The sequence below is a fragment of the Micromonospora sp. 067-2 genome, assembly GCF_046549295.1.
Classification (GTDB): Bacteria; Actinomycetota; Actinomycetes; order Mycobacteriales; family Micromonosporaceae; genus Micromonospora.
The window spans coordinates 556247-577061 of sequence record NZ_JAJPWB010000002.1; the positions used below are offsets into that span (position 1 = coordinate 556247).

General features: G+C 72.4%; 21 protein-coding genes. 15 read left to right on the forward strand and 6 right to left on the reverse strand.

The genetic code is table 11. The features are described 5' to 3' along the window. The first annotated feature begins 45 nt into the window (after positions 1 to 45). Both ACLJN9_RS06235 and ACLJN9_RS06240 read left to right on the forward strand, forming a co-directional pair. Positions 46 to 906, forward strand: a complete 861-nt coding sequence (locus ACLJN9_RS06235) for an NAD(P)H-binding protein (protein ID WP_410810103.1) — start codon at positions 46 to 48, stop codon at positions 904 to 906. Positions 907 to 991: 85 nt separating this feature from the next. Further along, positions 992 to 1354, forward strand: coding sequence for a cupin domain-containing protein (locus ACLJN9_RS06240; RefSeq protein ID WP_410810104.1), 363 nt, complete (start codon positions 992 to 994; stop codon positions 1352 to 1354). Positions 1355 to 1413: 59 nt separating this feature from the next. Here ACLJN9_RS06240 and ACLJN9_RS06245 read toward each other — a convergent pair whose 3' ends face one another. Next, on the reverse strand, positions 1414 to 1998 hold the full coding sequence (locus tag ACLJN9_RS06245) for a MarR family winged helix-turn-helix transcriptional regulator (RefSeq protein ID WP_410810105.1): 585 nt from the start codon (positions 1996 to 1998) through the stop codon (positions 1414 to 1416). An 82-nt stretch (positions 1999 to 2080) separates the two neighbouring features. Here ACLJN9_RS06245 and ACLJN9_RS06250 point away from each other — a divergent pair, with 82 nt between their 5' ends. Next, positions 2081 to 2605, forward strand: coding sequence for a cupin domain-containing protein (locus ACLJN9_RS06250; protein WP_410810106.1), 525 nt, complete (start codon positions 2081 to 2083; stop codon positions 2603 to 2605). 50 nt (positions 2606 to 2655) lie between these two features. Beyond that, positions 2656 to 3204, forward strand: coding sequence for a dihydrofolate reductase family protein (locus ACLJN9_RS06255; RefSeq protein WP_410810107.1), 549 nt, complete (start codon positions 2656 to 2658; stop codon positions 3202 to 3204). A gap of 105 nt (positions 3205 to 3309) precedes the next feature. On the opposite strand, the gene ACLJN9_RS06260 is transcribed toward ACLJN9_RS06255, so the two are convergent. Then, the gene (locus tag ACLJN9_RS06260) at positions 3310 to 4212 is read right to left on the reverse strand and encodes an NADP-dependent oxidoreductase (RefSeq protein WP_410810108.1); all 903 of its coding nucleotides are present in this window, start codon (positions 4210 to 4212) and stop codon (positions 3310 to 3312) included. Between the two features lie 105 nt (positions 4213 to 4317). Between ACLJN9_RS06260 and ACLJN9_RS06265 the strand changes: the two genes are divergently transcribed. Then, positions 4318 to 4716, forward strand: coding sequence for a winged helix-turn-helix transcriptional regulator (locus tag ACLJN9_RS06265; protein ID WP_410810109.1), 399 nt, complete (start codon positions 4318 to 4320; stop codon positions 4714 to 4716). Positions 4717 to 4850: 134 nt separating this feature from the next. On the opposite strand, the gene ACLJN9_RS06270 is transcribed toward ACLJN9_RS06265, so the two are convergent. Then, positions 4851 to 5330 carry a MarR family winged helix-turn-helix transcriptional regulator gene (locus ACLJN9_RS06270; RefSeq protein WP_410810110.1) on the reverse strand — a complete coding sequence of 160 codons (480 nt, stop codon included), beginning with the start codon at positions 5328 to 5330 and terminating at the stop codon, positions 4851 to 4853. Positions 5331 to 5431: 101 nt separating this feature from the next. On the opposite strand from ACLJN9_RS06270, the gene ACLJN9_RS06275 reads away from it, so the two are divergent. After that, entirely contained in the window at positions 5432 to 6343 is a 912-nt protein-coding gene (locus ACLJN9_RS06275) for an NmrA/HSCARG family protein (protein WP_410810111.1), read from the forward strand. A gap of 68 nt (positions 6344 to 6411) precedes the next feature. Here ACLJN9_RS06275 and ACLJN9_RS06280 read toward each other — a convergent pair whose 3' ends face one another. Then, on the reverse strand, positions 6412 to 7662 hold the full coding sequence (locus ACLJN9_RS06280; RefSeq protein WP_410810112.1) for a DUF222 domain-containing protein: 1251 nt from the start codon (positions 7660 to 7662) through the stop codon (positions 6412 to 6414). 94 nt (positions 7663 to 7756) lie between these two features. Between ACLJN9_RS06280 and ACLJN9_RS06285 the strand changes: the two genes are divergently transcribed. The 6 genes from ACLJN9_RS06285 to ACLJN9_RS06310 all read left to right on the forward strand — a co-directional run bounded on the left by ACLJN9_RS06285 (position 7757) and on the right by ACLJN9_RS06310 (position 16065). Beyond that, entirely contained in the window at positions 7757 to 8587 is an 831-nt protein-coding gene (locus tag ACLJN9_RS06285) for an alpha/beta fold hydrolase (protein ID WP_410810113.1), read from the forward strand. A 32-nt stretch (positions 8588 to 8619) separates the two neighbouring features. Further along, the gene (locus ACLJN9_RS06290) at positions 8620 to 9780 is read left to right on the forward strand and encodes an acyl-CoA dehydrogenase family protein (RefSeq protein ID WP_410810114.1); all 1161 of its coding nucleotides are present in this window, start codon (positions 8620 to 8622) and stop codon (positions 9778 to 9780) included. Further along, complete coding sequence (locus tag ACLJN9_RS06295) at positions 9770 to 10984, forward strand: acetyl-CoA C-acetyltransferase (RefSeq protein WP_410810115.1); 1215 nt, start codon at positions 9770 to 9772, stop codon at positions 10982 to 10984. The genes ACLJN9_RS06290 and ACLJN9_RS06295 overlap by 11 nt, the downstream gene beginning before the upstream one ends. A 17-nt stretch (positions 10985 to 11001) precedes the next feature. After that, positions 11002 to 13167 carry a 3-hydroxyacyl-CoA dehydrogenase NAD-binding domain-containing protein gene (locus tag ACLJN9_RS06300; protein WP_410810116.1) on the forward strand — a complete coding sequence of 722 codons (2166 nt, stop codon included), beginning with the start codon at positions 11002 to 11004 and terminating at the stop codon, positions 13165 to 13167. 133 nt (positions 13168 to 13300) lie between these two features. Further along, complete coding sequence (locus tag ACLJN9_RS06305; protein ID WP_410810117.1) at positions 13301 to 14419, forward strand: CaiB/BaiF CoA transferase family protein; 1119 nt, start codon at positions 13301 to 13303, stop codon at positions 14417 to 14419. 323 nt (positions 14420 to 14742) lie between these two features. After that, the gene (locus tag ACLJN9_RS06310; RefSeq protein ID WP_410810118.1) at positions 14743 to 16065 is read left to right on the forward strand and encodes a reverse transcriptase family protein; all 1323 of its coding nucleotides are present in this window, start codon (positions 14743 to 14745) and stop codon (positions 16063 to 16065) included. On the opposite strand, the gene ACLJN9_RS06315 is transcribed toward ACLJN9_RS06310, so the two are convergent. Then, complete coding sequence (locus tag ACLJN9_RS06315; RefSeq protein ID WP_410810119.1) at positions 16066 to 16998, reverse strand: cytochrome c oxidase assembly protein; 933 nt, start codon at positions 16996 to 16998, stop codon at positions 16066 to 16068. Beyond that, positions 16995 to 17486 carry a DUF2243 domain-containing protein gene (locus ACLJN9_RS06320; protein WP_410810120.1) on the reverse strand — a complete coding sequence of 164 codons (492 nt, stop codon included), beginning with the start codon at positions 17484 to 17486 and terminating at the stop codon, positions 16995 to 16997. Before ACLJN9_RS06320 ends, ACLJN9_RS06315 begins: the two co-directional genes overlap by 4 nt. Positions 17487 to 17715: 229 nt before the next feature. Between ACLJN9_RS06320 and ACLJN9_RS06325 the strand changes: the two genes are divergently transcribed. The 3 genes from ACLJN9_RS06325 to ACLJN9_RS06335 all read left to right on the forward strand — a co-directional run bounded on the left by ACLJN9_RS06325 (position 17716) and on the right by ACLJN9_RS06335 (position 20726). Continuing rightward, positions 17716 to 18972, forward strand: coding sequence for a DUF2786 domain-containing protein (locus ACLJN9_RS06325; RefSeq protein WP_410810121.1), 1257 nt, complete (start codon positions 17716 to 17718; stop codon positions 18970 to 18972). A gap of 147 nt (positions 18973 to 19119) precedes the next feature. Continuing rightward, complete coding sequence (locus tag ACLJN9_RS06330) at positions 19120 to 19476, forward strand: YciI family protein (RefSeq protein ID WP_410810214.1); 357 nt, start codon at positions 19120 to 19122, stop codon at positions 19474 to 19476. Further along, positions 19473 to 20726 carry an RNA polymerase sigma factor gene (locus ACLJN9_RS06335; RefSeq protein WP_410810122.1) on the forward strand — a complete coding sequence of 418 codons (1254 nt, stop codon included), beginning with the start codon at positions 19473 to 19475 and terminating at the stop codon, positions 20724 to 20726. Before ACLJN9_RS06330 ends, ACLJN9_RS06335 begins: the two co-directional genes overlap by 4 nt. Positions 20727 to 20815 lie beyond the last annotated feature (89 nt).

Below are 20815 nucleotides of genomic sequence, written 5' to 3' on the forward strand. Positions count from 1 at the left end.
GAAAGTTCCTAGGCCTGACCACGGCTGTCCTGCAACGGTGAGATCATGATCCTCGTTACCGGCGCCTCCGGCACCATCGGCCGCCATGTCATGCAGCTCCTCCAGCAGAGCGGGCACCACGCTCGCGCGATGACCAGGGCCCCTTCCGGCCGCACAGTGCCGCCGGGCGTCGATGTGGTGCAGGCCGACTTCGAAGACCTCTCCTCTCTGCGTCGGGCGGTAGCCGACGTACGCGCTGTGTTCCTGCTGACCGCTCCGGCCACACCTACGCCAGACCATGACGTGGCGTTGCTGGCGGTCGCCCGTTCGGCGGGGGTCAACTCGGTGGTGAAGCTCTCCGCGATCGGCACCGGCGAACGATTCGGCACCGCAACCGTCGGCGCGTGGCACCAAGCGGCTGAGGAAGCGGTCCGCGCCAGTGGCCTGGCATGGACGGTTCTGCGGCCGTCGAGCTTCGCCTCGAACTGCCTCTACTGGTCGGACGCCATCCGGGCTGGACAACCCATACCCAACCTGACCGGCGACGGCGAGCAGGGCGTCATCGATCCGCGCGACATCGCCGCGGTCGCGGTTGCCGCCCTCACTGATCCCGCCCATGCTGGCAAGACCTACACGCTCACCGGTCCGGAACTGCTCAGCGTGCCCGACCAGGCGAGCCAACTCGCCGAGGTCATCGGCCGCCCCGTCGAAACCGTGGACATCCCCCCGAGCAGCGCAACCCAACAGCTACTTTCCTCAGGGATGCCCCCGGCAGCCGTCGAGGCCACCGCCATCGGGACCGCCTGGGCACGCGCCGGTCGCAACCGCATCCTCACCGAGGACGTGGCGAAGGTACTGTCACGCTCCCCTGCGACCTTCCGGGACTGGGCTCAGCGTCATCGGGAGGCCTTCACCCGGACCCCGTGACACCATGACCACCTCCGCTCGCGTCCTGCAGCGCCGCGTCCGATTGCCGCGAGACACACCAGCTTCAGCGAACCAGTCTGGACACGTGTCGAAACCGAACTCCAGCATGAGCAGCGGCCCGGTCAGATTCGAACACTGGTACGACTTCACCGAGGGCGGCCCGGTGCACCGCGCGCTGCTGCCGTTCCCGTCAACGGCGCCCGCTCCGTTCGAAATAGCCCGCTGGTCAGTTGCTCCGAGAACGTCCAACGACTTCGACGTACACCGATCGCGTGAGGTGTGGGTCGTCGTATCCGGAACCGGCACCTTGACGTGCGCGGACCAGACCCGAGTTCTGTGCGCCGGCGATGTCGCGGCGTTCGAGAGCAAGGTGCCGCACCAGATTCGCAACGACGGAGCGGATCCGCTCCTCGCCATCTCCGTCTACTGGCTACAGGAAGACGACTGACGCACACGGAATCACACACATGGGCCCAGGCATCGCGGCCGGATGACCGTCGCTGGAGTTCATGGGGCAGCGGCGGTCAGGTCGTGCAGGAGTTTGCGTGCCAGGGTGTCCAGGCTTGTCAGTTCTCGGGGTGTGAGGCCGGCCAGCAGTGCGGTGACGTTGGCGGCGTGCCGGGTCATGGCGGAGTCGACGGTGGCGTAGCCCCGTTCGGTGAGGCGGATCTGGAAGCTGCGCCGGTCGGCGCGGTCCAGGGAACGTTCGATCATTCCGGCGGACTCCAGCCGGTCCAGCCGGTTGGTCATCCCTGCTCTGGAGAGCATCAGCAGGTCGGACAGACGTGAAGGGCTGAGGACGTACGGGGTGCCTGAGCGGCGCAGCGCTGCAAGGACGTCGAACTCGCCGCGTTGCAGGCCGAAATCGGTGAACACCTTCTCCTGGGCGGGGCCGAGGAGAAGGCTCACGCGGCCCAGACGGCCGACCACCGCGATCGCGGCGAGGTCCAGGTCCGGACGTTCCCGCTCCCAGGCGGCGACCACCGCGTCCACCGCGTCCGGAGCGGCTGTCGGACTGTTCACGCGCCTGCCGGGGGCAGCGCCGGGCGAGGTGGGAGCCGGGGCGTGGTCGGAGGTGTCTGCGGCGCTCATGCCCTCATCCTAGTTCGATGCCAGATACAAACATAGCCGTATAGTTTGACGCCGTACTATCTGACGTGTAATCATCATCGGCATGAGCGAAGCGCACCCGCCGGGGAGGCCGCCGGACGAGCGACCCGGGTTTGATCCCCTGGTCGTACACCCGCAGGACGCCGAGTTCCTGGGTGCCGGGTCGGACACCATCGCGCTGCTGGCCGACGCGTCGGCCACCGGCGGCCTGCTGGGTGTCAGTCGTACGACCTTGGGGCGCGGCAGGGACGGCGCGACCCCGCACTATCACCGCGGTTCGGCCGAGTTGTTCTTCGTCCTGGACGGGCGACTCCAGGTCCTGGTGGGCGAGAAGGTGGTGGAGGTCGAGGCCGGCGGCACGCTCGTGGTCCCGCCGCACACCGTCCACGCCTTCGCAGCCGCTCCCGCGACAGGTGCCGACGTGCGGATCGTGATCACGCCGGGCGTGGAGCGGTTCGCCTACTTCCGCCTGCTGGACCACGTCCGCCGCGGCCGCGCCGACCCGGAGGATCTGCTGGCGACCCAGGACCGCTTCGACACCCACTTCGTCGACAGCTCCCCGTGGCACCGGAATCGCTCGGCCGCCTGACCGCACCCCCACCTTCACCACCCAGCCGTACGCACTCCCGAGGAGCCATCATGCGCAAGATCATCGCCTCGACCAACGCCACCCTCGACGGCTTCATCGACAACCCCCACGAGTGGTCGATGAGCTACAGCAGCGAGGAGGCCATGGCCTACGCCCTGGCCATGACCACCGGCTGCGACGCGCTGCTGCTGGGCCGCATCACCTACGAGGGCATGGCTCAGGCCTGGCCGAGCAGGGGCGGCAACCCCTTCGCCGACCACGTCAACGCGATGACCAAGTACGTCGTGGCCTCCCAGCCCGTCGACACCACGGCATGGAACCCCACCGTCGTCGTCCCGGGCGACGACCTCACCACTGAGATCACCAAGCTCAAGGAGCAGGACGGCAGCGACATCCTCATCTGGGGCAACGGCCGGCTCACCGACCACCTGGCCACGGCGGGGCTGCTCGACGAGTACCGGATCTGGATCTACCCCGTCCTCAGGGGCCAGGGCGAGCCGCTGTTCCGCCCCGACAGCGTCACCGGCCTGAAGCTCGTCGACACCACCACCTTCACCTCCGGTGTCACGGTGCTCGCCTACGCCCCGACCTCCGACTGAGCACCGCGAGCGTTCGTCGCCGGGGGTTGCGAACCCCAGTCCGGGCGGGACGGCGTATTCACCGCGGAAGCGTCGGTTGGTCGTGACGGCAGAGGTTGGCCGGGGTCATGGGACGATCACGACGCCGCCGCGTACGCCGCCCTGGGCCAGCCTGTCGTGGGCGGCCGCGGCTTCGGCAAAGGGGTACACGCCGGCGACTCGAAGCGGGATGTCGCCGCTGGTGACGAGTTTGACCAGCTCACCCAGTCGCGACCCGTCCGGCAGCACCTCCAGCGCGACCGTCCGGATTCCCCGTACCGTCTCCGGGCGAAGCGGCGGCGACGCGGCCACGAAGCCGCCGCCGTCGCGGACGAGGTCCAGCAGCGAGGCACCGATCACCGCCAGGTCGATGACCGCATCGAACGTCCCGGCCGGAGTGTCGGAGCGCGACAGGAACGCCGCGCCCAGCGACTCCACGAACGTACGGTCGTCGGCTCCGGCGAGTCCCGTGGCGTGCAGGCCGGCCGCTCGAGCCAGCGCCAGGACGAACCCGCCGACCTGCCCGGCGGCACCGGTGACGAGCACGGTCGAACCCGCCGGAAGCGCGAGCAGGTCGAGGGCCTGTGCCGCGGCGAGGCCGTTCGTCGGCAGGGTCGCCGCCTCGGTCGCAGGGACGCCGGCGGGCGCGTGCGTCAGCCAGGCCGCGTCGAGCACCACGTACTCCGCGTGGGCGCCGACCGTGGTCTGCAGCCACGGTGAGAAGCCGATGACCTCGTCGCCGATCGTGAACTGATCGACCGCCGCGCCGACCACGTCGACGACGCCCGCCACGTCCCAGCCGGGCGTGTACGGCAGACCGTTGGGCAGCGGGGCCGGGAATCCACCGGCGCGGACCATCAGGTCGACGGGATGGACGACGGACGCGTTGACCTTCACCCGTACCTGCCCCCGCCCCGGCTCGGGCACCGACACGTCGGCCACGTGCAGGACCTCCGGCCCGCCGAACTGTGCATAGCTGACTGCGCGCATCGCTGTCCCCCTGGTCGATTCTCGTGATCACCAAGACCGTACGAATCAGGGGCACCATGAGAAAGTAGGTACCTCGAAGTACCTAGGGCACCGTTGGAGGGAAAGATGGCGACGACAACCGCGGCTGAACGCCGTGAACAGGCCAAACGCGACTACGACGCGTTCCTGCAGCAGTGCCCGACCCGTGAGCTGCTGAGCAGGCTCACCGACAAGTGGGTCGCACTGGTGATCCCCGCTCTGGCCGGCGGCCCACAGCGGCACAGCGAACTCGCCGGCCGCATCGCCGGGGTCAGCCAGAAGATGCTCACCCAGACCCTGCGCACGCTGGAACGCGATGGCCTGGTCACCCGCACGATCACGGCCTCGGTGCCGGTCCGCGTCGACTACGAACTCACTCCGCTCGGTCACGAGCTGTTTCCAGTCATGATCGCGATCAAGAACTGGGCGGAGACACACATGGATCGAGTCTTCGAAGCCCGCGCCCAATTCGACACACGACCCTGAACCTCCAGACGGCGCAGACTCGGGCACGTACTCGACCTGCCAGTCGGGGCCGAGTACGGCTTCGATCGGCAGGCCCGCGGGCTTCACGTCGCTGTCACCGGGCGTGCCGCGACAGCGGCTGGCGCCCGACGGTCTCAGTCGGGCTTCGGTTGGGAGCGTAGGCGACGCATCTGGGCGTGGCTGAGGTCATGCGCTCGCCCCATGTGGCGGGTGATCACCTCAAGCTCCTCCTCGGTGTGGTCGTCGAGGATTGCCTGCCAGGACTGGCCGAGGTCGTCCCAGACCGCGGTGACGCGGTCGACGCGGGCAGGCACCTGGGTGACCAGCACCCGACGCCGATCATCCTGGTCGGGCGTGCGTTTCACGTAGCCACCACGTTCGAGCCGGTCGACCAGACGGGTCGCCGATCCCGTGGTCAGACCGGTCATCTCGGCGATCTCCTTGACCGTCAGCGGTGCCGGAGCCGCCGAGAGCAGGCTCAGAAACTGCACATCCGTCGGATGCAGCCCGAGATGCTCGGCGATGGCCTGGTTGAACAGCACGTACGCGGCCAGATAGCGGCGGGACGCCATCGACAGTTCCTCGTACAACCTGGCCCGGCGCGTCGCCGCCATCCGCATCACATCCCAACTAGTTGCGTCACGCAGCGGTTCTGATAATCTGCTGCGCGACGCAGTTAATTCTTCACGCAGCTATCGTATCTCCAGGAGGAGTCATGCTCACCGTTGCCGTCACCGGGGCCACCGGAGCCCAGGGTGGGGCCACGGCACGCGCGCTGCTGAAGGCCGGGCACCGGGTACGCGCACTCACCCGCCAGCCCGCCTCCCCAGTCGCCGAAGCCCTGCGCGACGTAGGTGCCGAGGTATGCCAGGCCGACTTCGACGATCGCGCCTCTCTCGATGCCGCGCTCGCCGGGTGCGACTCGCTGTTCGCGGTCACCACGCCGTTCGGCACCGACCTTGCCACCGAAGTGCGGCACGGCAAGGCCCTCGTCGACGCCGCGACAGTCGCTGGCCTCGGCCACGTCGTGCTCACCACCGCCGCCCACGCCGACCGCGGCACCGGGATCCCGCACTACGAGAGCAAGCACCTGATCGAGCAGCACCTGCGCACCTCCGGTGTGCCCTGGACGGTCATAGCGCCGGCCGCATTCATGGACAACTACGCCAGCGGCTGGACCCTCGACGGCCTGCGCACCGGGACCTTCGCCTGGCCGATGCCCGCCGATCGGCCGCTCACTCTCATCCCGGCAGTCGACATCGGCGCGTTCGCCGCGCTCGTCCTGCAGCGCGCCGACGAGTTCGCCAGCCGTCGCATCGACATCGCCTCCGACGAGCGCACTCCCGCCCAGATGGCCGAAATCCTCGCCGGTGCCATCGGCGGCGCGATCACCCACCAGCAGGTGCCCCTGGCCCACGTCCGACAGCGGTCCGCCGACCTGGCGGCCATGTTCGACTACTTCACTGTCGTGGGCTTGGCGGTCGACGTCGCCGCGCTACGCCGCGACTACCCGGAGGTCGGCTGGCACCGCTTCGTCGACTGGGCCAATGCCCGAGACTGGCCTGCACTGCTGTCCACCGGCAGGCCGTCGCGGCCTCGATCACCTGGCCGTTTCCGCCAACCGTAATCGCCACTTCGTCGCGAGGGCGTTGCGGAGCCGGGTCGCCTCGTGAGAGGTGCGGGGCTGACCACGACTCATGTCCGCTGGTGGTAGTGGTTGCGGCGGGGTAGCTGGTCCGGGTCGAGCCAGGCCGGCGGCACGAACTCCGGCTGGCCGTCGCCGGCGAGCCGGACGATCCAGTCGCCGTGGTGCAGGTGCCGGTGGTGGTGGCCGCAGAGCAGCACCGCGTTCGCGAGGCTGGTAGGGCCGCCGTCGACCCAGTGACGGATATGGTGGGCGTCGCACCATCGCGGTGGCCGATCGCAACCGGGAAAGGCGCAACCCCGGTCCCGCAGCACGAGGGCGCGACGGAGCGGGCCGGTGAAGAGGCGACGTTGCCGGCCCACGTCGAGGACCTGAGCCGCGCCGTCGAGCACGGCGGGCAGGATGGCCGCGTCGCAGGCGAGGCGGCGTACCGCCTCCGGAGTGAGCTGCAGGCCGGTGTCCAGGGCACCCGCGTCGAGCTGCTGAAGCAGGGCGTCGTAGTCGGTGGTCACCACGACCTGCGCCGGGTCGCCGCCGTGCTCGGGTAACTCACCGGTACGCAGCGCGAGACGGCACACGTCGGCGAGGGCGTCGTGCCGACGCTGCCCTGCGGTGCGGGTGTCATCCGGGCCGGTGGGTGTGGTGAGCGGGTCGATGGCGGCACGCAGCACCGCGGCCGCTTCGGTGTCGAGGCTGCCGGTCAGGCGCAGCCGACCATCCGACTGCTCGCTGATGGTGACGTGCCGGTCGCGGGCGGCCCGGCGAGCCGCGGCCTCCAGTGCGGCTCGGGCGGCGGCGTCGGCGACCTCGGGCGCGACGTGCTCGAGGATGCGGCTGCCCAGTTTGCGCAGCAGCGTCGGATCGAACTGCCCGGCCCAGTCGATCAGCATCCCCACCGCCTTGTCGGCGGCCTCCGGGCCGGCCACGGCGTGCACCGTGTCGACCGTGTCGGCGATGACCTGGGTCTGCTCCACGGTGATGCTGCCGTTGGCGAGGGCGTGACGAACGTCGGGGGCACCGGTGTCCAGCAGGGCGGCGAGGTCGACCAGTCGGCGTGCGGCGGAGCCGGTCAACCGCAACCGTTCCCGCAGCCACACCACCGTCGAGGACGCGCCATGCGCCACAGCGGTGCCCCGCCCATCCAACTCCCGCACAGCCGTCAGGTGCACCGCCGCCAGCCGCTGCTGAAGTCGGTGCGACGCATCGATCACCGCGACCAGATCAGCGTCGGACATGGCCCAGACAACCGCGTCGGAACAACCCGACACTGCGGCTTCCGCCTGCGACAACTCCTCGACCACGACCAAAGACTAGAACAGGTGTACGACAATTCTTTCCGCGAGCGTACCGCCGCAGGTCTGGTCGACGGCATCGACGGTGTGCCAGGGTCGGACCGTGCGACGTGCGGACCCTGCCTGGCTCGCCCACTCGCGGCGCGGCAGCGGCCCGCCGCTGGTCCTCATCCATGGCATCGGCAGTCGGTGGCAGGTCTGGGAGCCGGTACTGGACCGGGTGGCGCGGCACCGGGAGGTGATCGCACTCGACCTGCCCGGGTTCGGCGACTCGCCCCGGTGGCCCGACCCGCCGGTAGGCACCTCGCCTGGCTCGGTCGAGCATCTGGCCGATCGGGTTGCCGCGTTCCTGGCCGCGTCGGGTGTGCGCCATCCCGTGGTGGCCGGCAACTCGCTGGGTGGCGGCATCGCGTTGGAGCTGGGCCGGCGCGGGCTGGCCCGCGCGGTCGTCGCATTCGCACCGATCGGGTTCTGGGGGCCGGTTGGGCGGCGCTGGTGTCAACTGGCGGTCGGCGGCGCCCGGTCGGCCGCCGTCGCTCTGCGCCCGGCGTTGCCCCGTCTGCTGGCGAGTCGGGCCGGCCGGGTGGCGATCTGCGGGCTGTTCTACGGCCGTCCGAGCCGGCTGGACCGGGACGAGTGCGTCGACTCGGCAGCGGCGCTGGCCGACGCGCCGGGCTTTGCGGCAGCGCGCACGGCGTTCGGCCAGTGGCAGCTCCGAAAAGGACCGGCACCCGATCCGCGCGGGGCGCTGCGGGAGATCCCGGTGACGGTCGCCTGGGGTACGCGCGATCTCGTGCTGCCGTACCGAAGTCAGGCCCGGCGCGCCCGCGTGGCGCTGCCGGAGGCCCGGCACGTGCCGCTACCGGGCTGCGGACACCTGCCCTTCGCGGACGACCCGGAAGGGTGTGAGCGGCTGTTGATCCAGACTTATTGACATGCCGCCAACAGCGCGCGAGGGTGGTGCACATGCCGACCCCCGACGGTCCCCCCTCGCCGTGGCGCGAGCCGGAGCACGACGACCTGGCCGACCTGGCCCGCACCTTCTTCACGAAGGAGGTGCTGCCGCACACCGACCGCCTGCTGGCACAGGGCCACCCGGATCGCGAGCACTACCGGCGCGCCGGTGAGCTGGGGCTGCTCGGCCTGTCCGTGCCGGAGGAGTACGGCGGCGGGGGCGGCGGGTTCACCCACGAGGCCGTCCTGCTGCACGAGCAGGCGTACACCGGGGAGAGCAGCCTCGGGCTGGCCGTCCACAGTGGCATCGTGACCGGCTACCTGGCGACGTACGGCAGCGAGGAGCAGAAGCGGCGCTGGCTGCCCGGCCTTTGCAGCGGTGACCTGGTCGGCGCGATCGCGATGACCGAGCCGGACGGCGGCTCGGACCTTCAGGCGATGCGCACCCGGGCGATCCGCGACGGTGACGACTACCTGGTCACCGGGGCGAAGACGTTCATCACCAACGGCGGCCTCGCCGACCTGGTCATCGTGGCCGTCAAGACGGACCCCGAACAGCGGGCGGCCGGCGTCTCGCTGCTGGTGTGCGAGGTCGGTGGCGACCCGGCCGGCTTCCGCCGGGGCCGGCTGCTGTCCAAGATCGGGCTGCACGCCAACGACACCGCCGAGCTGTTCTTCGACGAGTTCCGGGTGCCGGCGGCCAACCTGCTCGGCGGCGCCGAGGGGCTGGGCTTCATCCAGCTCATGCAGCAGCTCCCCCAGGAACGCCTGGTGATCGGCGTCGGTGCGGTCGCCGTGATGGAGCGCGCCGTCGAGCTGACCGTCGCGTACGCCAAGGAGCGCACCGCCTTCGGCAAGCCGCTGATGGGCCACCAGAACACCCGGATGGTGCTCGCCGAGTGCGCCACCCGCACCCGCGTCAGCCGGGTCTTCCTGGACGACTGCATCGTCCGGCACGCCCGTGGCGAGCTGGACGTGGCGACCGCCGCGATGGCGAAGTCCTGGCTCACCGACGGGCAGTGCGAGGTGGTCGATCGCTGCCTGCAGCTCTTCGGCGGCTACGGCTACACGACGGAGTACCCGATCGCCCGGATGTACGCCGACGCCCGCGTCCAGAAGATCTACGGCGGCACCAACGAGATCATGAAGGAGTTGATCGCCCGTGCCCTCTGAGGCGTACGTCTACGACGCGGTCCGCACCCCGCGCGGACGCGGCCGGGACACCGGCGCGCTGCACGGGGTCAAGCCGATCTCGCTGGTGGTCGGCCTGATCGACGCGCTGCGCGAGCGCAACCCCGGCCTGGACGTCAACCGGCTGGAGGACCTGCTGCTCGGCATCGTCACCCCGATCGGTGAGCAGGGCGGCGATCTGGCGCGGGCCGCCGCGCTGCTGGCCGGGCTGCCCGATCAGGTGGGTGGGGTGCAGCTCAACCGGTTCTGCGCCTCCGGGCTGGAGGCGGTCAACTCCGCCGCCGCCCGGATCCGCTCCGGGTGGGAGCACCTGTTGCTGGCCGGCGGAGTCGAGTCGATGTCCCGGGTGCCGATGGGCTCCGACGGCGCGGCCTGGGCCACCGACCCGCAGACCGCGCTGGCCACCTCGTTCGTGCCGCAGGGCGTCAGCGCCGACCTGATCGCCACACTGGAGGGCTTCACCCGTGACGACGTGGACGGCTACGCGTTGCGGTCACAGGAGCGGGCCGCCAAGGCGTGGGCCGGCGGGCACTTCGCCCGCTCGGTGGTCCCGGTACGCGACGGCAACGGGCTGGACATCCTCACCGCGGACGAGCACCCCCGCCCGGAGACCACCCGGGAGGCGCTGGGCCGGCTCACCCCGTCCTTCGCCACGATGGGCGATGCGGCCGGCTTCGACGCGGTCGCGTTGCAGAAGTTCCACTGGCTGGAGGCGATCGAGCACGTCCACCACGCCGGCAACTCGTCGGGCATCGTGGACGGCGCGGCGCTGGTGCTGATCGGCTCGGAGCAGGTCGGCCGGGACCTCGGCCTCACCCCGCGCGCCCGGATCGTCGGCGCGGCGGTCACCGGCGCCGACCCGACGCTGATGCTGACCGGCCCGATCCCGGCCACCCACAAGGCGCTCGCCGCCGCCGGGCTGACCCTCGCCGACATCGACCTGTTCGAGATCAACGAGGCGTTCGCCGCGGTGGTCCTCAAGTACGTCCGCGACCTGGGCCTCGACCCGGACCGGGTGAACGTCAACGGCGGAGCGATCGCTCTCGGCCACCCGCTCGGCGCGACCGGTGCCATGTTGCTCGGCACCGCGTTGGACGAGTTGGAGCGCCGCGACCTGCGTCGCGCCGTGGTGACCCTCTGCATCGGCGGCGGCATGGGCGTCGCCACCGTTCTCGAGCGCTGCTGACCCGGGGGAAAAGACCAATGACCACCACCATCCGGTACGACCGCAGCGCCGACGGCATCGTCACGCTCACGCTCGACGACCCCGAGCAGTCCGCCAACACCATGAACCGCGCATACGCCGCGTCGATGACCAGCGTGCTGGACCGGCTGGAGGCCGAGCCCGATCTCGCCGGAGTAATCGTGACCAGCGCCAAGTCGACCTTCTTCGCCGGTGGGGACCTGCCGGAGATGATCCGGGCGACCCACGCCGACGCGCCAGCGCTCGCCGAACTACTCGGCACGATCAAGCGGGATCTGCGCAGGCTGGAGACACTCGGCCGGCCGGTCGTCGCCGCGGTGAACGGCTCGGCGCTCGGCGGTGGCCTGGAGATCGCGCTCGCCTGCCACCACCGGGTCGCGTTGGACGCGCCCGACAGTCGGCTCGGACTGCCCGAGGTGACCCTGGGCCTGTTGCCGGGCGCCGGCGGCGTCACCCGGACGGTACGGATGCTCGGCCTGGCCGGGGCACTGACCACGGTGCTGCTCACCGGCCGGCGGATGCGCCCGGCCGACGCCCTGGCCGCCGGGCTGGTCGACGAGGTGGTCGCCACCCCGGACGAGCTGCTGGACTCCGCCCGCGCCTGGATCGCGGCCAACCCGCACCCGAGGCAGCCGTGGGACCGGCCCGACTACCGGATGCCCGGCGGCACCCCGGCCAGCCGCTCCCTCGCAGCGCAGCTGCCGGCCTTTCCGGCCACCCTGCGCAAACAGCTCAAGGGTGCCCGGCTGCCCGCACCCGAGGCGATCCTGGCCACCGCCGTCGAGGGCGCGCAGGTCGACCTGGAGACCGCGTTCACCGTCGAGACCCGGCACCTGATCGGCCTGCTCACCGGGCAGGTCGCCAAGAACATGATCGGCGCGTTCTTCTTCGACCTGAAGGCGGTCAACGGCGGCGCGGCCCGACCGTCCGGGGTGGACGTCGCCCCGGTGCGCCGGGTGGCGGTGCTGGGCGCCGGGATGATGGGCGCCGGCATCGCGTACGCCTGCGCCAGCGCCGGCCTGGACGTCGTCGTCCGGGACGTCTCGGCGGAGGCGGCCGGCCGGGCCCGGGAGCACGCCGAGCGGCTGCTGACCCGCGAGGTACGCAAGGGACGCGCCACCCAGGCGCAGGCCCAAGCCGTGCTGGACCGGATCCTCACCACCGACCAGGTGGACGCGCTGAGCGGCTGCGACGCGGTCATCGAGGCGGTCTTCGAGGATCCGGCTCTGAAGCAGGCGGTGTTCGCCGAGGTGCTGCCGGTGCTGGCACCGGGCGCGCTGCTCGCCTCCAACACCTCCACCCTGCCGATCACCGCGCTGGCCGCCGGAGTGGACCGGCCGGCCGACTTCCTCGGCATGCACTTCTTCTCCCCCGTCGACCGGATGCCGCTGCTGGAGATCGTGGTCGGCGAGCAGACCGGCGACGCCGCGCTGGCACGGGCGTTCGACCTGGGCCGGCGGATCGGCAAGACCCCGATCGTGGTCAACGACGGCCGGGGCTTCTTCACCAGTCGGGTCATCGGCCGATTTCTCGACGAGGCGGTCGGCATGGTCGCCGAGGGGGTGCCGGCCGCCTCGGTGGAGCAGGCCGCCCTGCAGGCCGGCTACCCGACCGGGCCGCTGGCGCTGGCCGACGAGGTGAGCCTCACCCTGATCCAGCGGATCCGCCGGCAGTTCGAGGCCGCCAGCGAAGGCTTCCTGCCGCTGCCCGCGCATCGTCTGGTGGACGAGCTGGTCGACGCGTACGACCGGGCGGGGCGTGCGGCCGGCCGGGGCTTCTACTCCTACGACGACGGCACCCGGGGCCGGTTGTGGTCGGGTCTGGCCGAGCTGACCACCGACGCGGGCCGGGCCGTGCCCTTCACCGACCTCCAGGAACGGATGCTCTTCGCCGAGGCGCTCGACGCGCTGCGCTGCCTCGACGAGGGGGTGCTGCGCACCGAGACCGACGCCAACATCGGCTCGATCTTCGGCATCGGCTTTCCGGCCTGGACGGGTGGGGTGATCCGCTACGTCCGGCAGTACGCGGGCGGGCCGGCCGGCTTCGCGGCCCGCGCGGTGGAGCTGGCCGACCGTTACGGCACCCGGTTCACGCCTCCCGCCGACCTGGCCGACCGGCTCGCCGCCTCGGCCGCTCACCCCGCCGAGCCGGTAGGCGTCGCGTGACAACCGAGGGGGCCAGCAGCATGATCGTGCTCGATCAGGGATCTAGTGGCATCGGAGGGCTTCGTACACCACTACATCCTGGATCGAGCACGATCGTGGCCAGGTGCGGCGTGGCCAGCACGGTGCGCGCCGCGTGACGGCCTCGGGTGGGCCGTTGGCCGGGGTGCGCGTCGTCGAGTTGGCTAGCCTCGCTCCGGCGCCGTTCGGCTGCATGGTGCTCGCCGACCTCGGCGCGGACGTGGTGCGGGTGGACCGGCCGGGCGGCCCGGGAGCGGGGCGGTTGGCCGCGCCGACCGGCGGGCCGTTGCAGCGTGGTCGCCGGGTCACCGCACTGGACCTGAAGAGCCCGGCCGGGGTGGAAGACCTGCTGCGCCTGGTGGAGCGGGCGGACGTGCTGGTCGAGGCGTACCGGCCGGGGGTGACCGAGCGGTTGGGTCTCGGGCCGGAGGTCTGCCAGACCCGTAACCCCCGCCTGGTGTACGCCCGGATGACCGGCTGGGGCCAGGACGGGCCGCTGGCGCAGCGGGCCGGACACGACATCGACTACATCGCCGTGGCCGGGGCACTGGAGCCGCTGGGCCGGGCCGGCGAACGTCCGCACGCACCGCTGAACCTGATCGGCGACTTCGCCGGCGGCGGCATGCTGCTCGCCGTGGGAGTGCTGGCCGCGCTGCTGGAACGGGAACGCTCCGGCGTCGGCCAGGTGGTCGACGCCGCCATGGTGGACGGGTCGGCGCTGCTCACCGCGTTCCTGCACGGGCTGCTCGGCACCGGGCTGTGGGCCGCCCCGCGCGGGCGCAACCTGCTCGACGGTGGCGCCCCGTTCTACGACACGTACGCCACGGCCGACGGCGGCCACCTGGCCGTCGGCGCGTTGGAACCGGCGTTCTACGCCGCGCTGCTCACCGGCCTCGGCCTCGCCGACGAGGAGGACCTGCCCGACCAGTACGACCCGAGCGGCTGGGACGAGCTGCGCCGGCGGTTCACCGCGCGGTTCGCCGAGCGGACCCGGGACGAGTGGACGGCGGTCTTCGAGGACCTGGACGCGTGTGTCGCGCCGGTGCTCACCCCCGGCGAGGCACACCGGCATCCGCACAACGCCGCCCGGGGCACCTTCGTCGAGGTGAGCGGTGAGATCCAGCCAGCCCCGGCGCCGCGTTTCGACCGGACGCCGACCGCTCTGCCAACCCCGGCCCCCGACCCGGAACGCGACGCCCTGCCGGTCGGTGAGATCCTCGCCGGCTGGTCGTGACCAACCCCGCACCCGCCCGCCACGATCCGAACAACCTCGGGAAAGGCGCTGCCTGGTGACCTGGTGGGACAGCAGGAACTTTGACGTTGCTCGGATCTGCGGTTGCCCGGTGTCGGGCGCTAGGCTGCCCGGATGGCAGCGTGCCCCGAGCTGACCTGGCCACGATCCCTTCGGGGACGCGGCCGAGGTCCCTCCGGGGTAACCCCGGGGGCGTCACATCCACCTGGGCAGCACACCACAGGTGCGTCGGCACGCTTTGCGAGCCCGTGCACCCGTACGACCGGGCATCGTCGGGGCACGCTGCCACACATCCCGGAGTGGTCGTGACGACAGTCGCCTCCCTGGCCGTCGCGCTCGGCGACGCGTTCCTCGCCGCCCAGCGGTGGCAGCGCGGCGACCTGGTCGAGTCGGGTGGGCGCGTGCTGGGCGTACGCCGGCGGTGGCTGTGGCCGGTCGCGGACGCCGTGCTCAGCGCGTACGCCCGGGCTCCGCGGGACCGGCCCCGGGAGCTGGCCGCCTTCCTCGCGGACCTTGCGCTGCTCGCCGAGGTGGTCGGCACGGCGCGGCAGCGCGGCCGGCCGATCGCGGTCCGCGCCCGGCCGGTCACGTCGACCCGCACGGTACGTCGGCCCTGGTCGACCCCGGTCCTGGACGACCTCGACGCCCTGGCCCGGTTGCTCGACCTGACCCCGGAACAGCTCGACTGGTACGCCGACCGCCGGGGGATGAACCGCCGCGCCGCCGATCGCCGGCTGCACCACTACCGATACCGGTGGGCCGCCGGTGGTCGGCTGATCGAGGCGCCGAAGCCCCGACTGCGCGCGCTGCACCGGCGGCTGCTGGCCGAGCTGCTGGGCCCGCTGCCGGTGCATCAGGCGGCGCACGGGTTCGTGCCCGGCCGGTCGGCGCACACCTTCGCGGCCGCGCACGCCGGTCGGGCGGTGGTGGTCCGCGTCGACCTGGCCGCGTTCTTCGGCAGCGTGCCGGCCCGGCGGGTGTACGGGCTCCTGCGCACCGCCGGATATCCGGAGCCGGTCGCGCACGCGCTCACCGGCCTCTGCACGACTCGGACGCCACCGGCGGTGCTCCGCGGCGCGCCGGCCGGCCTGCCCGACCGGGCGTGGCGGCTCGCCGTGCTGCGCGGCGGGCACCTGCCGCAGGGCGCGCCCACCTCGCCCGCGCTGGCCAATCTCTGCGCGTTCCGGCTGGACCGCCGGCTGACCGGGTTGGCCGCCGCCTTCGGCGTCGACTATCAGCGGTACGCCGACGATCTCGCCTTCTCCGGTGAACTGTCACCCCGGCGGGTAGCCGACCTGCTCGCCGCGGTGACCGAGGTGACCCGGGACGAGGGTTTCCGGGTGCACCCGGGCAAGACCCGGGTTCGAGGCCGAGCCGACCGGCAACTCCTCGCCGGGCTCGTGGTCAACGAGCGGCCGGCGGTGCCGCGCGCCGACTACGACCGACTGCGCGCCGTCCTGCACAACGCCGCACGCACCGGGTTGGCCGCGCAGAACCACGGCGGTCATCCGGCGTTCGCCGACCACCTGGCCGGCCGGGTCGCCTGGGTCGGCCACGCTCACCCCACCCGTGCGGCCAAACTGGCGACGCTCCTCGCCGCCGCCCTGGCCGCCACACCTCCGAGCTGATCAGGAGGTGTGCGTCAGAGAACTGTCCTCTGGTGACGCCAACCCCTTGATCAATCGAGGCGTGACGGCGGTGCGCGGGGTTCGGCGGTGGTACCAGGTGGCGAAGAGGGCGACGGCGAGCAGCAGCTCGGCGATGTCGCCGCCGTAGTACATGAGCTGGGCGGCGGACCGGAACGCCGCCGGGTCCGGATCCGGGAGGCCGGGCGGCAGGCTTCCGGCGTGCGCGTAGAGGTATTTGGCGAGCACCGAGTGCCCGGCCGCCGCGCCGAGCAGCGCTCCGAGCCGCACCGCCAGCCCGGGGCGGCGCGGCGCCGGGTCCGGGCCGACCAGCGACCAGGCGAACAGATAACCGGCGGCCAGATAGTGCAGGTGCAGGGCGTGGTGCAGGGCCGGCTGGCGCTCCGCCACGGCGTAGAGCGGGGTGAGCAGCACGACGGCCAGCCCGCCCGTGCCGAGCAGCGCCGTGGTGACCGGGTGGGCGAGCAGGCGCAGCGGACGGGCGCGCAGCAGCCGGCCGACGAGCCGGCGCGTGGGCGTGGACGCGATCCGCAGCAGCAGGGTCACCGGAGCCCCGAGCACCAGCCCGAGCGGGGCCACCATGCCGAGCAGCAGGTGCATGGCCATGTGCCCCCGCGGGTCGTCGGGCAGCCGCGCGAGCGGCCCGACCGCGACCGCCAGCACGGCACAGCCGGCCAGCCAGGCAGCGCTGCGTCGGTGGTCCCAGCCCCTTCGGTCGTGTGTGGCGGCCACGAGGTAACCGCCAGCCAGCAGGCCAACCACCGCCAGCGGCAACCAGGGCGGAGCATCCGCCGCGTGCCCCCCGCGCGCGAGCGCCGACGACGCGAACCAGGCCGGGGCCTCAGTCGCGCTCCCGCCGGACGGGAGCGCCGGCGCCGCGAACCAGGCCGTGCCGGCGGCGAGCGACGCCGTCACCGCCGGCCGTCGCGTGGCCGTCGGTTCCGCGTACGCCAGACCAGCGCGGCGCCCGCGAGCAGCAGCACGGCGCCCCCCACGTTCCAGAACACGTCGTACGGCACCAGGTGGACGCCGTAGCGGATCTGGTGCAGTCGGAGCACCTTGTGGTCGACCAGCCCGTCGAAGAGCTGGAACCCTCCGGCGCCGAGCAGGACGCCACCCCAGGTCGGCCGGGCCGACAGGACGGCCCGTCGGCGCAGGTCGGCGAACCAGAAGAACCCGCCGACCAGGGCCAGCACCTCGGCGGCGTGCAGCAGCCCGTCGGAGAGCAGCCCCACGGTCGGGGTGGACCGATCGTAGAAGTGGTGCCAGGCCAGCAGCTGGTGGAAGACGATCTCGTCCACCGCGGCCATCACCGCGACGCCGATCAGGACGCCGGCGAGGATGGACGAGCGGACGTCCGGCGCGGCGCTGACGCGCGCCTCCGGCTGGTGTGAACCGACCACCCCACACCTCGCATCTCGCCTCGGGTCAAAGCCCAAACTACCGCAAAATGCCCATTGATCAGCCTGCCGCCGCTTTCGGGCGGGCGACGACATCCCCGTTTCGCGCCGGTGGCACGACTAGCGGCATGATCATGGAACGGAACGGCCAACGCCATGCCGGCAGCGGCGTCCACCGACCAACCCGGCAGCGGACCCGCGCCGGCCACGGAGTTCACAGGAGGAGGTGCACGTGCCGGACGCGGACGAACTCGTCGCCGAGGTGCTCGGGGCGGTGCGCGGCACCGACGTACGTCAGGCCGAACGGCAGCTGGACCGGCTGATGGTCGGTACCGGCGCGGCGGACGGCGCGGCGGCGGTGGACGCGGCGCTGCTGCGTCGCCTGGTCCGCGGCGTCGGACGTCTCTGGCCTCGCGGCTGGCAGCCGGCCGACCTGGACCGGCTCACCACCCGGCGGCTCGGCGCCCGGCCGGCCCGGCTCGTCCGGGACGCGATGGCCGCCCAGCGGCGCGAGCAGCCCGGACCGGTCCCGGACTGGTGGGACGAGCAGCTACGCGAGCTGGCCGCCGAGGTGTGGTGGGACGACGACCGGGGCGTGCTGGCCGGCTGGTCGACACGTGTCGGGCTGGACCGGGTCGACGCGCTGCGCGCGGCCGTGGACACGATCGCGCTGGTGGAGAGCCTGCCGCCGATCGCGGTGCTGCGCCCGCCACCCGGCACGACCGGTGCGGCGGTCACCAGCCGACCGGCCGGCGCGACCCGCAGCGGATCGGGGATGCTCAACCGGGTGCGGGCGCTGCTGGCCAAGGCCGAGTCGACGACCTTCCCGGCCGAGGCGGAGGCGTTGACCGGCAAGGCGCAGGAGCTGATCGCCCGGCACAGCATCGACGAGGCTCTGCTGGCCGCCGGGTCCGACCGTGGTGACCTGCCCGGCGGGGTGCGGCTCGGCACCGAGAGCCCGTACGCCGGGGCCAAGGCGCTGCTGGTGCAGGAGGTCGCGGCGGCAAACCGGTGCGAGGCGGTCTGGTCCGACGACCTCGGTTTCGCCACGGTGCTGGGCTGGCCGGCCGACCTGGTGGCGGTGGAACTGCTGTACACCTCGCTGCTGGTCCAGGCCACCGGCGCGATGCTGCGCGGGCGGGCCGAGCGCCGGCCGGGAGCGGGACGCCGGACGAAGGTCTGGGACGAGTCCTTCCTCAACGCGTTCGCGCTGCGGATCGGCGAGCGGTTGCGGGCGGCCACCGAGGCGGCGGACCGGGCGGCGGCCGAGGCGGCTGGTCCGGAGCGGCTGCTGCCGGTGCTCGCGGCCCGCGGCGAGGCGGTCCAGGAGCGGCTGGTCACCCTCTTTCCCGGTGTCACCCGGCACCGGCTCAGCGTCCGTGACGCCGAAGGCTGGTCGTCCGGCACCTCTGCCGCCGACCGGGCGTCGCTGGATGTCGGCGGCGGGCGGAAACCCCGACAGATACCCGGCCGACCCGACCGGAGCTGATCCGCCCGGCGTGGGACCGCCACCGTCGAGACATTCTGCGATCTCCTTCGGAGCGCGGTAGGGAACGGGCCGTCGGCTCCGACCCTCCGGTGAGCCGCGCCCCGATCGGGGTGCGACCAGGAACCGAGGAGCATCGCCGTGAAGTACATGCTGCTGATCTGGAACCGGCCCGGCTTCACCGAGGAGCTGACCGAGTCGGAACGCGCCGCGCTCTTCGGCGAGGTCGACGAGATCATGAAGGAGCTGACCGAGACCGGCGAGTTCGTCGGCGGCCAGGCGCTGGCCAACCCGTCGCAGACGGTGACGGTCCGGCTCGCGGGCGGCCACCCGGAGATCGTCGACGGGCCGTTCATGGAGAGCAAGGAACAGTTCGCCGGCTACCTGACCGTCGACTGCCCCAACCCGCAGCGGGCCGCCGAGATCGCCGCCCGCTGGCCGGACGTGCGCTTCGGCGGCGCCATGGAGGTCCGCCCGATCATGGATGAGGCCGGGACGGAGATGTGACCGACGACCGGACGGCCGAGGACCTGCTGCGGACACTCGCGCCGCAGGTCCTCGGCCTGCTGGTCCGCCGGCACGGGCAGTTCGACCGGTGCGAGGACGCGGTCCAGGAGGCACTGCTCGCCGCCGCGACACAGTGGCCCGGGCAGGGCCTGCCGGACAACCCCCGCGCCTGGCTGCTCACCGTCGCCACCCGCCGGCTCACCGACGAGTGGCGCAGTGAGAGCGCCCGTCGGAACCGCGAGCTGGCCGTCGCGCTGCGCGAGCCGGCGTACGCCGGGATGGCACCGGCAGCCGACGCGCAGCCGGCGGTGGCGGACACCGACGACACGCTCACGCTGCTCTTCCTCTGCTGCCACCCCGCGCTGGTTCCCTCGGCGCAGGTGGCGCTCACCCTGCGCGCGGTCGGCGGTCTCAGCACCGCCCAGATCGCCCGGGCGCACCTGGTGCCGGAGGCGACGATGAGCCAGCGGATCCGCCGGGCCAAACAGCGGATCGAGGTCGCCGGAGCCCGGTTCACCATGCCCGCACCGGGCGAACGGAACGAGCGGCTGCGAACGGTGCTCCGGGTGCTCTACCTGATCTTCAACGAGGGCTACACCGCGTCCAGCGGGCCGGACCTGCACCGGGCCGAGCTGACCGGCGAGGCGATCCGGTTGGCCCGCGTCCTGCACGGGCTGCTGCCCGACGAGGGCGAGGTGGCCGGGCTGCTGGCGCTCATGCTGCTGACCGACGCGCACCGCGCGGTCCGGGTCGGCGCGGACGGTGAGTTGGTGCCGCTGGCCGAGCAGGACCGCACCCGGTGGGACAGGACGGCCATCGCGGAGGGGATCGCGCTGATCACCGAGGCGTTGACCTGGTCGCCGCCCGGCCCGTACCAACTGCAGGCGGCGATCGCCGCGGTGCACGCCGAGGCGCCGACGGCGGCGGCGACGGACTGGCCGCAGATCGTCGCGCTCTACCGGCTTCTCGCCCGGATCGCGCCGAACCCGATGGTCACCCTCAACCAGGCGGTGGCCGTCGCCATGGTGGACGGGCCGGAAGCCGGGCTCACCCTGCTCACACCCCTGGACGCCGACGAGCGCACCGCCGGGCACCACCGGCTCGCCGCGGTCCGGGCCCACCTGCTCGAGCTGGCCGGGGAGCCCGACGCGGCGCGGGACGCCTATCTGGCGGCGGCACGCGGCACGACCAGCCTGCCCGAGCAGCGGTACCTGGAACTGCGAGCCGCCCGACTGGCGGGGCAACGGTGAGACCAGCCCGGCGCCGCGCGGGGATTCTCAGGGTCGGCGGACGGGGCGGGACAGACAGCACGCCGGGCCGGTGAACGATCACCGGCCCG

Bases quoted from the DNA above. Each gene is read 5' to 3' on its own strand.
- ACLJN9_RS06275 (WP_410810111.1), top strand. From the start codon at position 5,432: ATGCTCACCGTTGCCGTCACCGGGGCCACCGGAGCCCAGGGTGGGGCC.
- ACLJN9_RS06330 (WP_410810214.1), top strand. From the start codon at position 19,120: ATGCTGCTGATCTGGAACCGGCCCGGCTTCACCGAGGAGCTGACCGAG.
- ACLJN9_RS06290 (WP_410810114.1), top strand. From the start codon at position 8,620: ATGCCGACCCCCGACGGTCCCCCCTCGCCGTGGCGCGAGCCGGAGCAC.
- ACLJN9_RS06300 (WP_410810116.1), top strand. From the start codon at position 11,002: ATGACCACCACCATCCGGTACGACCGCAGCGCCGACGGCATCGTCACG.
- ACLJN9_RS06255 (WP_410810107.1), top strand. From the start codon at position 2,656: ATGCGCAAGATCATCGCCTCGACCAACGCCACCCTCGACGGCTTCATC.
- ACLJN9_RS06260 (WP_410810108.1), bottom strand. From the start codon at position 4,212: ATGCGCGCAGTCAGCTATGCACAGTTCGGCGGGCCGGAGGTCCTGCAC.
- ACLJN9_RS06250 (WP_410810106.1), top strand. From the start codon at position 2,081: ATGAGCGAAGCGCACCCGCCGGGGAGGCCGCCGGACGAGCGACCCGGG.
- ACLJN9_RS06270 (WP_410810110.1), bottom strand. From the start codon at position 5,330: ATGGCGGCGACGCGCCGGGCCAGGTTGTACGAGGAACTGTCGATGGCG.
- ACLJN9_RS06235 (WP_410810103.1), top strand. From the start codon at position 46: ATGATCCTCGTTACCGGCGCCTCCGGCACCATCGGCCGCCATGTCATG.
- ACLJN9_RS06265 (WP_410810109.1), top strand. From the start codon at position 4,318: ATGGCGACGACAACCGCGGCTGAACGCCGTGAACAGGCCAAACGCGAC.
- ACLJN9_RS06245 (WP_410810105.1), bottom strand. From the start codon at position 1,998: ATGAGCGCCGCAGACACCTCCGACCACGCCCCGGCTCCCACCTCGCCC.